Source organism: Streptomyces sp. SCSIO ZS0520 (assembly GCF_025643355.1).
GTDB classification, from domain to species: Bacteria; Actinomycetota; Actinomycetes; order Streptomycetales; family Streptomycetaceae; genus Streptomyces; species Streptomyces physcomitrii.
In genome coordinates, this window is the sequence record NZ_CP092644.1 from 2,826,697 (window position 1) to 2,839,441 (window position 12,745).

Below are 12,745 nucleotides of genomic sequence, written 5' to 3' on the forward strand. Positions count from 1 at the left end.
GGTCCTCGACAGGGGTGGTTGCGGACTTGCGCGGGTGGGGATGTCTCACACCTTGAGGTACTTGCGCAACGCGAAGAAGGCCGCAAGAGCGGGCATCAGCAGGCCGATCGCGAGGACGAGCGGCAGCTTGGACAGGACCGCGTCCCAGCCGATGAAGTTGATGAGATTCAGCTTCTCGGAGAGGGCGAGGCCGTTGTCGATGATGAAGTAGCGGCCCACCACGAGCATGAGGCAGGCCACGCCCGCGCCGATGAGCCCGGCGACGGCGGCCTCCATGATGAACGGCGCCTGGATGTAGAAACTGGAGGCGCCGACGAGCCGCATGATGCCGGTCTCCCGCCGTCTGCTGAAGGCGGAGACCCGCACCGTGTTGACGATCAGCATCAGCGCGACCACCAGCATGAGCAGCATCACCATGATCGCCGCCCAGTTCATGCCGTTGAGCAGTTCGAAGAGGTTGTCCAGGACGCTCTTCTGGTCCTGCACCGACTGCACGCCGTCCCGGCCGTCGAAGGCGGTGGCGATCACCGCGTACTTCTGCGGGTCCTTGAGCTTGACGCGGAAGGACTCCTGCATCTGGTCCGGGGTCAGCGAACTGGCCAGCGGGGAGTCGCCGAACTGCTCCTTGTAGTGCTTGTAGGCCTCGTCGCTGGACTCGTAGATGACCTTGTCGACCACCGGCATCTTCTGCAGATCGGTCTGGATCTGCTTCTTCTGCTCACTGGTGACGGCGCCCTTGGCGCAGTTGGCGTCCGACTCGGCATCGCCCTTGTTGCACAGGAAGATGGAGACGTTGACCTTGTCGTACCAGTAGCCCTTCATGGTGCTCACCTGGTCGCGCATCAGCAGCGAGCCGCCGAACAGGGCGAGCGAGAGGGCCACGGAGACCACGACCGCGAAGGTCATCGTGAGATTGCGGCGGAGACCGACGCCGATCTCCGACAGGACGAACTGTGCGCGCATGGCGGGGTTTCAGGCCTTTCCGTGGATCATCTGCTCGACTCCGGTGTGCACCGCGGCCGGCTCAGTGCTGGTATCCGTAGACACCGCGCGCCTGGTCGCGTACGAGACGGCCCTTCTCCAGCTCGATCACGCGCTTGCGCATCTGGTCCACGATGTTCTGGTCGTGGGTGGCCATCACCACGGTGGTGCCGGTGCGGTTGATGCGGTCGAGCAGCTTCATGATGCCCACGGAGGTCTGCGGGTCGAGGTTGCCGGTCGGCTCGTCGGCGATCAGCAGCTTGGGGCGGTTGACGAAGGCGCGGGCGATGGCCACGCGCTGCTGCTCGCCGCCGGACAGCTCGCCGGGCATCCGGTCCTCCTTGCCGCCGAGGCCCACCAGGTCGAGCACCTGCGGCACCGACTTGCGGATCTCGCCCCGGGACTTGCCGATGACCTCCTGCGCGAAGGCGACGTTCTCCGCGACGGTCTTGTTCGGCAGCAGCCGGAAGTCCTGGAAGACGGTGCCGAGCTGGCGGCGCATGTGCGGCACCTTCCAGTTCGACAGCCGGGCCAGGTCCTTGCCGAGGACGTGGACCTGGCCGTGACTGGTGCGCTCCTCGCGCAGGATCAGCCGCAGGAAGGTCGACTTCCCGGAACCGGAGGAACCCACCAGGAACACGAACTCGCCGCGCTCGACCTCCAGGGAGACTTCCCTGAGTGCGGGGCGGTTCTGTTTGGGGTAGACCTTGGAGACGTTGTCGAATCGGATCACGGGTGCGCCTCGGAGCTTTTGGGGCGTCGGGGGTAGGTGAGCGTGACCATACGCGACAGCGGTGTACGCGCGCAGTCCACGGCCCGACTTGGGCATGCCTTGCGTGTTTTGTCACCACTCCAGGCGCGCGGAACGGGCGAAACGGGGCAAGAAGCTGCGGACCGCGCCGAAATCCGCCGGAGCTGGCACAGTGGGAAGGGGAACGGATGCGGTTCCCCGGGCGTTGTGCCCCTGCAGAACCACCGCCATCAGGGCCCCGGCCCCCGGTGAACAGGGCCCGCCGTGCGGGAGGAGGAGTGCGCATGACCTACGACCGACTGGTGTGCGCGAACTGCGCGGCACCGGTGAGCGAGGGCCGCTGCCCGGTCTGCCGGGCCAGCCGCGAGCGCATGCAGCAGCAGGGCCCCTTCGCCGGGCTCAACCCGATGATGCTGATAGCCCTGCTCGCGATACTGATCACGGCGGTGGCACTGGTGGCGCACCAGACCGCCTGACCGTACGGAACCGTCCGCACTGGCCGTACGCAACTGTCCGCACCGACCGTACGCAACTGTCCGCGACCGTACGGAACTGTCGGCGTCCGCGCGGAACCGTCCGTGTCCGCGGCGTCACGGCAGGCGATACGTGCGTACCGGCGCCGTCCCCACGCACGACCCCCACGCACACGAGAGGCCCGGAGCGGTGGCTCCGGGCCTTCGTGGTGTCGTCACGCTCGGCGGGCCCGCGGGCCCCGCGGGACTCAGGCGGCGGTGCGGCCGCCGACGAGACGGGGCAGCAGGCGGAAGCCCACGCCACCGGCGATCATGGTGGCGGCGCCGATCACCAGGTAGGTGGTGTTCTCGGCGGCACCGGTCTCGGCCAGCTCTCCGTCGGGCTTGCCCTGCTCGACCGGCTTGGAGCCGGTGTCGGTCAGGTCGTCCTTGCCCTGGTCGTCGGGGATCGAACCGCCGTCGGGGTCGGTGTCGTTGCCGGGCTCGCTCGGCTCCGAGGTGGGCTCGCCGGTCGGCTCGGTGGGCTCGTCCGTGGGCTCGGTGGGCTCCTCGGTCGGCTCGGTGGGCTCGTCCGTGGGCTCGGTCGGCTCGTCGGTCGGCTCGGTGGGCTCGTCCGTCGGCTCGGTCGGGACCTCGGTGGGCTCCGTCGGGTCGTCGGTGGGCTCGGTGGGGATCTCGGTGGGCTCGTCGCCCGGCTCGTCACCCTCCTCGCAACCGAAGATCCCGCCGAGCAGACCGCAGTCCTGGGCCGTGCCGTCGCTCGCCGAGGCGACACCGGCGGCGGACAGCGAGGCACCGGCCGCGATCACCGCACCGGCGGCGACGCGCGCGATCCGGATCCGCGTCTTCTTGGTCATCTGCTTGCTACCCCCAGTAGCTATTCGTCAGTGGAGCAGCGCCCGGGTCACGGTCTCGAAGAGGCTGAACCTGCCCGCCTGTTCCCACCCGTCCCAGAGTTACGCATGCCGCGCGTCACCCTTTCCCAGCGGTGTGAACACCGTCAAGGCCGTTGCGACCGCGATGTCCGACTTAGGTGCTGTTGCCCGCGAACTCTCCACAGGACTGTGACGAATACCGCAAGAAACAAGGCAACTGTCCTCTTTGGGAGGGCAGTTGCCTTGTCGACAAAGCTCCGGGCGCGCAACTTCCGCGCTCCGGCGGGGCGTTACTGGTTGTCCTGCTGCTTGCGCCAGCGAATTCCGGCCTCCAGGAAGCCGTCGATCTCACCGTCGAGCACGGACTGCGGATTGCCCACCTCGAACTCGGTGCGCAGGTCCTTGACCATCTGGTACGGGTGCAGGACGTACGAACGCATCTGGTTTCCCCAGGAGTTGCCGCCGTCGCCCTTGAGCGCGTCCATCTTGGCCTGCTCCTCCTGGCGGCGGCGTTCGAGCAGCTTGGCCTGGAGGACGTTCATCGCGGTCGCCTTGTTCTGGATCTGCGAGCGCTCGTTCTGGCAGGAGACGACGATGCCGGTCGGGATGTGCGTCAGGCGGACCGCGGAGTCGGTGGTGTTGACGCCCTGGCCGCCGGGGCCCGAGGAGCGGTAGACGTCCACCCGCAGTTCGGACTCGTCGATGTCGATGTGGTCGGTCTGCTCGACCACCGGCAGCACCTCGACCCCCGCGAAGGAGGTCTGGCGGCGGCCCTGGTTGTCGAAGGGCGAGATCCGCACCAGGCGGTGGGTGCCCTGCTCGACGGAGAGGGTGCCGTAGGCGTACGGCACCTGGACGGCGAAGGTGGTCGACTTGATCCCGGCCTCTTCGGCGTAGGAGGTCTCGTACACCTCGGTCTTGTAGCCGTGCCGCTCCGCCCAGCGCAGGTACATCCGCTGCAGCTGCTCGGCGAAGTCGGCCGCGTCCACGCCGCCCGCCTCGGCGCGGATGTTGACCAGCGCCTCCCGGGAGTCGTACTCCCCGGACAGCAGGGTGCGGACCTCCATCTCGTCCAGCGCCTTCTTCACCGCGGCCAGCTCGCCCTCGGCCTCGGCCTGGGTGTCCGGGTCGTCCTCGGCCTCGGCGAGCTCGAAGAGGACCTCGAGGTCGTCGATGCGGGAGCGCAGCGCCTCCGCCTTGCGGACCTCGGCCTGGAGGTGGCTGAGCTTGCTGGTGATCTTCTGCGCCGCCTCCGGGTCGTCCCACAGCGACGGCGCCGCCGCCTGCTCTTCCAGGACGGCGATGTCGGCCCTCAGCCTGTCGAGGTCCAATACGGCCTCGATCGACTCCATGGTCGAGGAGAGGGACTTGAGCTCTTCGGATACATCGACGACTGCCACGACTCCAGCCTAACGGCTGTCGCAAGCGATGCTCCCCGCCCCGGGAAGGGGGCGGGCCCGGCCCGCACAGGGACCGGCCCCCGGCCGGTCGAGGACAGGCCCCCGGCCGGTCGAGGACAGGCCCCCGGCCGCTCAGGGACCGGCCGGGGCCGAGCTGCCGGTCTCCTCCTGCTGGGGGTCGGAGTCGTCGCCGGAACCCGCCACCCAGGCGCCGACGCCCACCGCGGCGGCGAGCACCACCCCGGCCGCGCTGAGCGTGAGGCGGCGCCTGCGGGCGGCCGCCCGGTTGCGGGCCGAGCCGGGGCGGGGCGCGCCCGTGGCGCGGGGGGCGCGGGCGGTGCCGAGCGCGCCCCCGGCCAGCTCGTCCGGGGCCGGCACCCGCATGCTGGTGTGGGTGTCCCGGTTGGAGTCGGGGGCCGCGCCCGGCACCAGCGGCACCGCACCCCGGTGCACCGCGAGGCGGCGGCCGGAGGCGGCGGTCTCCGGGGCGCCCTCGGCGGTCCCGCCGGAGGCGTCCGGGCGCTCGGCGGTCTCCGGGTCCGCGGACTCGGGCTCGTCCACGTCCAGCGGCGGCATGCCGCGCAGCAGCGGCAGCTGCTCCCGCAGCCGGGCCGCGAGCTCACCGGCGCGCAGCCGGGAGGCCGGGGCCTTGGCCAGGCACTGGACGATCAGCTGCCACAGCTCCTCGGGGATGCCCGGCAGCGGCACCACGGTCTCGGTGACATGGCGGCGCAGGATCGCGCCCGGGTGCCCGCCGCCGAAGGGGGTGAACCCGGCGAGGAGTTCGTACAGGACCGTGGCGAGGGCGTAGATGTCGACCGAGGCGCGCGGCGGCAGGCCCTCGACGATCTCCGGGGCGAGGTAGTCGGGGGTGCCGATGATCTTCTTGGCGCCCGGTCTGCCCGGCGCCGCGGGGCCCTGCGGCAGGGCGCGCCGGGTGGAGTCGATGAGCTTGGCGACACCGAAGTCGGTGAGCAGCGCGGGATGCGAGCCACCCGGTCCGAGCGGGCCCTGCATGTCGAGCAGGATGTTCTCCGGCTTCACGTCGCGGTGCACGATCTGCGCGGCGTGCGCGGCGGCGAGCGCCTCCGCGACGTCCGCGGTGATCGCGACGGCCGCCTCGGGGGCGAGCCTGCGCTCCCGCTCCAGGCGGGTCCGCAGGTCCGTACCGCGGACCAGGTCCATCACCAGGGCGAGGTCGTGCCCGTCGACGACCAGCTCGTGCACGCCGACCACCCGCGGGTGGTCGAGGCTGAGCAGGGCCGTGCGCTCCTGGACGAACCTGCCGACCAGCTCCTGGTCGCAGGCGAGGTCCTCGCGCAGCGTCTTGATGGCGACCGGGCCCTCGGGCCCCTCGCCCAGCCACACCGTGCCGGCGCTGCCGCGGCCCAGGATCTGGTTCGCGGTGTACCGGCTGCCGATTTTCCGTGCCAAGGCTGCTCCTACCGACGCGGGCTGGCGGCTTCACCTCTCCGGAAGGACGCCTCCCGGAACCCCACGGTCGACAAAACTACGCGCCCCGAGAGCCAAGCCGCGCATCCCCGCGGGAAATCACCCGCTGGATGTCGACAAGTCGGCTGAATAGGAGGGGTGTTGGAGGGTGCCGGGGCGCTTCGGGCGCCCGGGCACCCGTCGGCGACAGGGAAGCCGAGAGGGGAGCAGCGGGGAAAGCAGAGGGCGGGTGGCGGACGCCGAGGTCCGCCACCCGCCCTGTGCCGCGCGTCAGTTGCCGCCGCCGCCCCCGCCGTCGCCCCCGGAGCCGCCGAGGTCGTCGAGGAGTCCGGAGACCTTGGAGAACAGGTCGCTGATCTGGTCCCAGTAGCCCTTGGACGTACCGATCCAGTCCTGGAGCGGGCTCAGCTCCCACACCAGCCAGCCCGCGACGAAGAGCACCACCAGGGTGATCAGGCACCCCTTGAGGCAGCCGAGGCCGGGGATCCGGGCCGGGTTGGCGCTGCGCCGGCGCTCGCGCGGCTGCTGCGGGGCGGCCGGCTGCTGGGGCGGCGCGTAGTGCTGCGGCTGGGGCTGCACCGGTTGCGGGGCGTACCGCTGCGGCTGCTGCTGGGGGGCGTACTGCTCCGGCTGGGGCGTGGAGCGCCGCTGCTGGGGCCGGGGCTGCTGCTGTTGCGGCTGCCGGGGTTGCTGCTGCTGCGGCCGGGCCACCTGGCGTTGCGGGCGGCGGCGCAGCGGGTCCTGGCCCGGGTCGAGGTACTGGGTCTGCTCGTTGCGGTCGCGGGCGGCGCGCAGCTGGCTCTGCCAGGGGTGTGGGCCCTCCGGCTCGGAGCCCTGGCCGGGCGGCACCGGCGGCAGCACCGCGGTCGCGTCGCCGCCGCCCTGCCCGCCGCCCTGGCCGGGGGATCCCCCGGTGTGCGGCAGCACGCTGGTGGCGGCCTCGGGGTCGTGGGCGCCGCCCGGGCGGTCGAGGACCTGGGTGGGGTCGGCCGCGCCGGGCACCTCGTGCACGGCGGTCGGGGCGGGGTCGGGGGCGAGCAGGCCCGCGACGTTCTCCGCGGCGGCGATCTGCGCCGAGGAGGCGTGCACGCCGACGCCCTGGGCGACCACCCGCAGCGCCCGCGCGAGGTTCTCGGCGCTGGGCCGCTGGTCCGGGTCCTTGCGCAGGCAGCGCTCGACCACCGTCCACAGCGGGTCCGGCACCGTGGAGGGCCGCCGGGGCTCGGAGCTGATGTGCTGGTGCAGCACCTCCAGGGCGGATTCGCCGGAGAAGGGCGGGCGCCCGGTGAGCAGCTCGTAGAGCAGGATGCCCGCGCCGTAGACGTCCACGGCGGAGGTCTGCGGCCGGCCCTCGGCGGACTCGGGGGCGACATAGGCCGGGGTGCCGACGAACTCGTGGGTGCGGGTCAGGCCCGGGGAGTCGGCGAGGCGGGCGATGCCGAAGTCGGTCAGCATCGGATGCATCGCGCCGTCCTGCTGCTTGAGCAGGACGTTCGCGGGCTTCAGATCCCGGTGCACGACGCCGTCGGCGTGGCTGGCGGCGAGGGCGTCGGCGATCTGCGCGGTCACCAGGGCGGCGGCGACCGGGCTGAAGGGGCCGTTCTGCCGCAGATAGCGGTGCAGATCGGGGCCCTCGATCAGGTCCATGACCAGGGCGAGCAGATCGCCCTCCACGACCAGGTCGCGCACCCGCACGATGTTCTCGTGGGTGAGCCGCATGAGCACCGAACGCTCGCGCAGGAAGCGCATCACCACGTCCGCGTCGCCCGCCAGCTCCTCCTTGAGGACCTTGATGGCCACGGTCTCGCCGGGCCGCCCCTGCACGGCCGCCTCGGATCCCGCGGTCTCCCGCTGGGAGGCCCGCCATACGGTGCCGGTGGCGCCGCGGCCGAGCGGCTCCTCCAGGATGTACTTGCTGCCTACCGGCCGCACGTCATGCGCTCCCTGCTGGTCCGGGTCCGTGTGGTCTGTGTGATCTGGGTGGTGCGTGAGGTCTGGGTGGTGCGTGAGCTGGGTCTCTCGTCGGCTCTCCGGAGGGTCCGGGGTCCTCGCGCCCACTGTAGTGGGGTGCCGCCGCGCGTCGAACGTACCCGCGAAGGGGGTGACCATGACACCTGTGCAGGTGAGAGGCGTCCCCGGGCCACCGCCGCGGGCGCTGCGGGCCCCGCGCGGGGCGCCTCACGTACGATCGCGGGCATGACCGCCACCGCCCCCGGCTACACGCATGTGTTCTCCGTCGAGGCCCGCGCCGAGTACCAGGGGCTCTCCCCGCAGGACCGGGCGCTGGTCGACATGGCCGTCGGCCTGCTGGAGAAGGACCCGTACCCGGACAAGGGCACCGCCCCCGAGGGACCCGACGCCCGCCGCGCGTTCATCAACGGCGACCTCTCCCTGCGCTACGGAGTCCACCGGCACCACCTCGTCATCGCCGAGATCAACGGCCGCGCCGACCGGGACTTCCTCTTCGGCTCGGACCGCTAGGCCCACCCGGACGCGACCACCGCGACCGCTCGGACCGCTCGGACACCTGTTTCCGGGAGGACGCCCGCTTCCGGCGGGACGCCTGCCGCTGGCACGGCACCTGCCTCTCCTTCTCGTACGCCCGCCGCGTACGCCCACTGCCTCGTACGTCTGCGGTCTCTCGTACGTCCGCTGCCGCGGGATCCCGTGAAAGAGCCCGCGCTACGGAAGACGTCCGTACGGCCCGCGGCGGTTGCCGGAGACCGGGCCGGGTTCCCGGGGCTCCCGGGGCCGAGGGGTGAGACGGTCGGGACCGGCCTCTTGTGCGCACGGACCCGGCCATTCATGATCATTCCTGGTCGCCCGGCGGGCGTGTTGTCGGTGGCAGGTGCGAGGATGCTCCTCTGTACTGGCCCACGTGCCCGGCGCGTCGGGGGAGTTCGCCGCGTCCCCGTGCCGGGCGCCCGCGCAGAAGGGACCGCCGCATCCATGCAGATCCGGCTGACCGTCCTCGGGCCGGGGCCCGTACCGCAGGTCCCCGAGCGGGCGAGCGATGTGCTGGTCACCGCCCCCGCCGGTACCGCGCTCGCGGCGGTGGCCCCGGCGCTCGCGGCCGCGGTCGGCGGCGGTGAGGGGCAGCCGGTCCTCTACGCGGGCGGCCAGCGCCTGGACAGCGGGCGCAGCGTGCTCGGCGAACCCCCGCTGACCGACGGGGCGGTGCTCTGTCTCGGCTCGGTGGGCGAGGCGGGGCCCGACCTCGCGGCGGGGGCGGCCCAACTCCACGTGGTGGCGGGCCCGGACGCGGGCGGGGTGCATCTGCTGCACGGCGGGCAGATCCTGATCGGCCGCAGCGCGGAGGCGGACGTACCCCTGGACGACCCGGACGTCTCCCGGCTGCACTGCGCGGTCACCGTCGCCGAGGACGGCAGTGTCACCGCCACCGACCTCGGCTCCACCAACGGCACCCTCCTGGACGGGCGGCCGGTCGGCCCCGACCCCGTCCCGCTGGCACCCGGCGGGCTGCTGCGCCTCGGCGAGTCCGCGCTGCGGCTCACGCCCGCTGGCGACGGCGGCCTCGTCCTGCGCACCGCGGCGGACGGCGAGGGCCACCTGCGCCTGCCCGAGGACCGCGGCACCCGACTCCCGCACCCGCGCGAGGAGTTGGGGTCCCGGCCGCGGGAGTCCCCGGCCGAGGGCCCTGAATCGGCGGGGCCGGGCCCGACGGGGCAGGGGCCGACAGCGCAGGGGCCGACGGGGCATGGGCCGACGGGGTATGGACCGACGGGCGCTGATCCCACCGGACTTGATCCGATGAGGCCCGGTCCCACGGGCTCTGGTCAGGTGGGCTCTGGTCCGATGGGCTCTGCTCCGATGGGCTCTGCTCCAGCGGGGTCTGGCCCCGCCGGGCTCGGTCAGACGAGGCCTGATCCGGCGGGACCCCAGGCGAGCGCGCCTCGCCCCGGCGGCGCGCAGCCGCGGGTTCCGCAGGCGCGTACCCCGGGCGAGGGCCGGCCGGCCGCCGGTCACGCCGCTCCCCCGGGCACCGCCCCGACCGGGCACGGGTACGGCGACTCCGCCTGGGACGAGCCGGGTCCGGACAGCACGCACACGGTGCCGTACCAGGGCGGGCCGCCGGGCGCCGAGGGCAACCGGCGCGGTACGCCGCTGCGCGGTACCCCCGTGCCCCGGGGCGTGCGCCGCCGGGGGCTCGCGGGCTGGGCGCGGCGGCTCGCCGGAGGCGGCGGTCCGCAGGAGCCCCCGGCCGCGGAGCCCGCCGCCCGCGACCACGCCTTCGAGGAGGGGCCGCCGCCGGGGCCCGCCGGTCCGGAGCCCTGTCCCGATCCGGCCGCGCTGCTGCTGACCGCGCTCGGCCCCGGACCCCGCCTGTGGGAGCGGGACCCGGAGCATCCGCAGGCGCTGACCGTGCGGCTCGGCCTCGGCGACGCGCCGGGCGGCCGTCGTCCGGTGCCGTTGACGCTGAGCCTGCGCGAGGCGGGTTCGCTGGGGCTCGCGGGCCCCCGCGAGCGGGTCACCGGGCTCGCCCGCGCGGTGCTCGCCCAACTCGCGGCGCTGCACGCGCCGGAGGACCTCCAGATCGTCCTGCTGAGCACGGACCGGGCGCGCGGCACGGCCGCCCATCTCGCCGACTGGGCCTGGCTGGGCTGGCTGCCGCATCTGCGCCCGGCGCACGGCCAGGACTGCCGCCTGCTGCTCGCCTTCGACCGCGAACAGGCCACCGCCCGCACCGGTGAACTGCTGCGCAGGCTCGACGACTTGCTCGCCGGGCACACCGCTCCCCAGCCGCCCCACCCGGCCGCCGACGACCCCGCGGGTCACCTCCCGGACGGATACGCCACCACCGCGGACGGACCGGGCACCGTCCCCTCTCCCGCCGCGGCCGGACCCGGCACCGCACCCTTTTCCCCCGCGCACGGACCCGGCACCGCCCCCTCCCCCGGCGCGAGCGGTCCCGCCCCGAACACCCTCGCCGCCACCGTCGTCGTGGTCGACGGGGACCCCGGTTCCGTGGCGCTGCGCGAGGCGGTGACCCGGCTCGCCGCGCAGGGCGCGCTCGCCGGGATCCATGTCCTGTGCCTGGCCACCACCCCGCCCGCCTCGGCCGCCTCCCCGCTGCACGAGACGTACGAGAGCGCCTGCACCGCCTCCCCGGCCTTCCGCGCCTGCGGGGCCGCCGCGCTGCTGACCGGCGAGGTGGCCACCGCCCTGCGCCTGCTGCACCCGGCGCCGCGCGACACGGGCCGCGCCGGGGCCGCCGGGCTGGGGCTGCCCGGCACCCTGGACGCGGTCTCGGCGGCCTGGGCGGACCGTTTCGCGCGGGCGCTCGCCCCGCTGCGTACCGAAGGCTCCGGCGGCTCCACCGCGCGGATCTCCGCGCCCCTGCCCCAAGTGGCCCGGCTCCTCGACGAGTTGGGGCTCGCCCGGGCCACCCCGGCTTCCCTGATGGCGCGTTGGGCGGCCGCGGCGGACGACACCTCCTGTCCGGGCGGCCGGGCGCTCGCGGTGCTCGGCGCCGGGCCGCGCGGACCCGTACTGATGGATCTGGTCGCCGAGGGGCCGCACGCCGTGGTGGAGGGGCCCGCGGGCAGCGGGCGCAGCGAGGTGCTGCGGGCGGTGGCCGCCTCGCTCGCCGCGGCGGAGCGCCCCGACCGGCTGGCGATGGTCCTGGTCGACGGGCGGGACGGCACGGCGGGCCCGGCCGTCGGCGAGGGGCTGCGGGTCTGTACCGACCTGCCGCATGTCACGACCCATCTCACCGCCAACGACCCGGTACGGATGCGGGAGTTCGCGCAGGCGCTGACCGCGGAGCTGAAGCGCCGGGCCGGGCTGCTCGGCCTGAACGGCTTCGCCCAGTGGCACGGCGGCCGCAAGCACGCGCCGCCGGCGCCCCCGCGCCGGGGCCCCGAGTCCGGCGCCCGGGAGCAGGGCCGGGCACCGGGGGGCACCGGCACCGTGGAGCCGCCCGCCGGGCCCCGCGTCCCCGGGGCCCGGCGGAGCGAGGGCGGCGAGGGCGGCCGGGCCGTGCCCGCGGCGGGGGAGGTCGACGGGCCGCCCAGTACGACCCTGCGGCTGCGGCCCGCCCCGCGCGCGGCCGAGGGCGAGCCGGGGGCGCCGCTGCCCCGGCTGGTCGTCCTGGTCGACGACGTGGACGCGCTGCTCGCCCCGCCGCTCGGCTCGCCGGGGCGGCCCGCGGCGGGCTCGGTGATACGCGCCCTGGAGGCCGTCGCCCGCGAGGGGGAGCGGCTCGGGGTGCATCTGGTGGCCTCCGGCGGCGAACGCCTCTCCGGCTGGGCCCCGGCCGCCGGTGCGGCGCTGCGGCTGAGCCTGGACGCCCCCGCGCCGGGGCCCGAGGACCCGGCGCCCGGGCGCGGGCGGCTGCACGGCCCGGACGGCCGGACCACCCCCCTCCAGGCGGGCCGGGTCACCGGGCGGATCCCGCGCACCGCGACCCTGCGGCCCACCGTGGTCCCCCTGGAGTGGGAGCGGATGGGCGATCCGCCCGCCCGGCGCCCGGTGCGCGAGCTGGGCAACGGCCCCACCGATCTGGCCCTGCTGGCCAGCGCCCTGGAGCGGGCGGCCCGTTCGGTGCAGGTGCGGCCGGTGCCCTCGCTGCTGTGAGGGCGGGTGCCGCCGGGGGTGAGGGGTGCGTACGCCCGCTGCGGGGCCCCGTGCGCGGGCCCGGGGCAGCGACCCCGACCGGCCCTTATCCCCTTCTCGAAGGGGTGCGCAACCCCTGTTCCGCTGGGTCCCAAGTGCCCCGTGTGTGCGGTGATCAGAGGCTTGTGGGCCCTTGGCACCGCCGCAGATCACGACCCCGTCACGATCATGACCGTG

The 12,745-nt window shown here is 74.2% G+C and carries 9 protein-coding genes; 3 read left to right on the forward strand and 6 right to left on the reverse strand.

From position 1 onward, the window contains the following. Positions 1–45 precede the first annotated feature (45 nt). Together ftsX and ftsE are read right to left on the reverse strand one after the other, a co-directional pair. Positions 46–963 (reverse strand): permease-like cell division protein FtsX, encoded by a 918-nt coding sequence (ftsX, locus tag MID12_RS10590; RefSeq protein ID WP_040249275.1) that lies wholly within the window; start codon positions 961–963, stop codon positions 46–48. A gap of 61 nt (positions 964–1,024) precedes the next feature. Beyond that, positions 1,025–1,714, reverse strand: coding sequence for a cell division ATP-binding protein FtsE (gene ftsE, locus MID12_RS10595; RefSeq protein WP_040249277.1), 690 nt, complete (start codon positions 1,712–1,714; stop codon positions 1,025–1,027). 302 nt (positions 1,715–2,016) lie between these two features. On the opposite strand from ftsE, the gene MID12_RS10600 reads away from it, so the two are divergent. Further along, positions 2,017–2,208 (forward strand): hypothetical protein, encoded by a 192-nt coding sequence (locus MID12_RS10600; RefSeq protein ID WP_040249279.1) that lies wholly within the window; start codon positions 2,017–2,019, stop codon positions 2,206–2,208. Between the two features lie 245 nt (positions 2,209–2,453). On the opposite strand, the gene MID12_RS10605 is transcribed toward MID12_RS10600, so the two are convergent. The 4 genes from MID12_RS10605 to MID12_RS10620 all read right to left on the reverse strand — a co-directional run bounded on the left by MID12_RS10605 (position 2,454) and on the right by MID12_RS10620 (position 7,864). Continuing rightward, the gene (locus MID12_RS10605) at positions 2,454–3,062 is read right to left on the reverse strand and encodes an LPXTG cell wall anchor domain-containing protein (RefSeq protein WP_263166430.1); all 609 of its coding nucleotides are present in this window, start codon (positions 3,060–3,062) and stop codon (positions 2,454–2,456) included. A 308-nt stretch (positions 3,063–3,370) separates the two neighbouring features. After that, complete coding sequence (prfB, locus tag MID12_RS10610) at positions 3,371–4,480, reverse strand: peptide chain release factor 2 (protein ID WP_040249285.1); 1,110 nt, start codon at positions 4,478–4,480, stop codon at positions 3,371–3,373. Between the two features lie 132 nt (positions 4,481–4,612). After that, complete coding sequence (locus MID12_RS10615) at positions 4,613–5,914, reverse strand: serine/threonine-protein kinase (RefSeq protein WP_040249299.1); 1,302 nt, start codon at positions 5,912–5,914, stop codon at positions 4,613–4,615. Between the two features lie 288 nt (positions 5,915–6,202). Beyond that, positions 6,203–7,864, reverse strand: a complete 1,662-nt coding sequence (locus tag MID12_RS10620) for a serine/threonine-protein kinase (RefSeq protein ID WP_263166434.1) — start codon at positions 7,862–7,864, stop codon at positions 6,203–6,205. Positions 7,865–8,128: 264 nt separating this feature from the next. Here MID12_RS10620 and MID12_RS10625 point away from each other — a divergent pair, with 264 nt between their 5' ends. Together MID12_RS10625 and MID12_RS10630 are read left to right on the forward strand one after the other, a co-directional pair. Then, positions 8,129–8,413 carry a hypothetical protein gene (locus tag MID12_RS10625; RefSeq protein WP_040249311.1) on the forward strand — a complete coding sequence of 95 codons (285 nt, stop codon included), beginning with the start codon at positions 8,129–8,131 and terminating at the stop codon, positions 8,411–8,413. Positions 8,414–8,881: 468 nt separating this feature from the next. Then, positions 8,882–12,529 (forward strand): FHA domain-containing protein, encoded by a 3,648-nt coding sequence (locus MID12_RS10630; RefSeq protein ID WP_263166438.1) that lies wholly within the window; start codon positions 8,882–8,884, stop codon positions 12,527–12,529. The last annotated feature ends 216 nt before the right edge of the window (positions 12,530–12,745 follow it).

Bases quoted from the DNA above. Each gene is read 5' to 3' on its own strand.
- MID12_RS10605 (WP_263166430.1), bottom strand. From the start codon at position 3,062: ATGACCAAGAAGACGCGGATCCGGATCGCGCGCGTCGCCGCCGGTGCG.
- MID12_RS10630 (WP_263166438.1), top strand. From the start codon at position 8,882: ATGCAGATCCGGCTGACCGTCCTCGGGCCGGGGCCCGTACCGCAGGTC.
- MID12_RS10625 (WP_040249311.1), top strand. From the start codon at position 8,129: ATGACCGCCACCGCCCCCGGCTACACGCATGTGTTCTCCGTCGAGGCC.
- ftsX (WP_040249275.1), bottom strand. From the start codon at position 963: ATGCGCGCACAGTTCGTCCTGTCGGAGATCGGCGTCGGTCTCCGCCGC.
- MID12_RS10600 (WP_040249279.1), top strand. From the start codon at position 2,017: ATGACCTACGACCGACTGGTGTGCGCGAACTGCGCGGCACCGGTGAGC.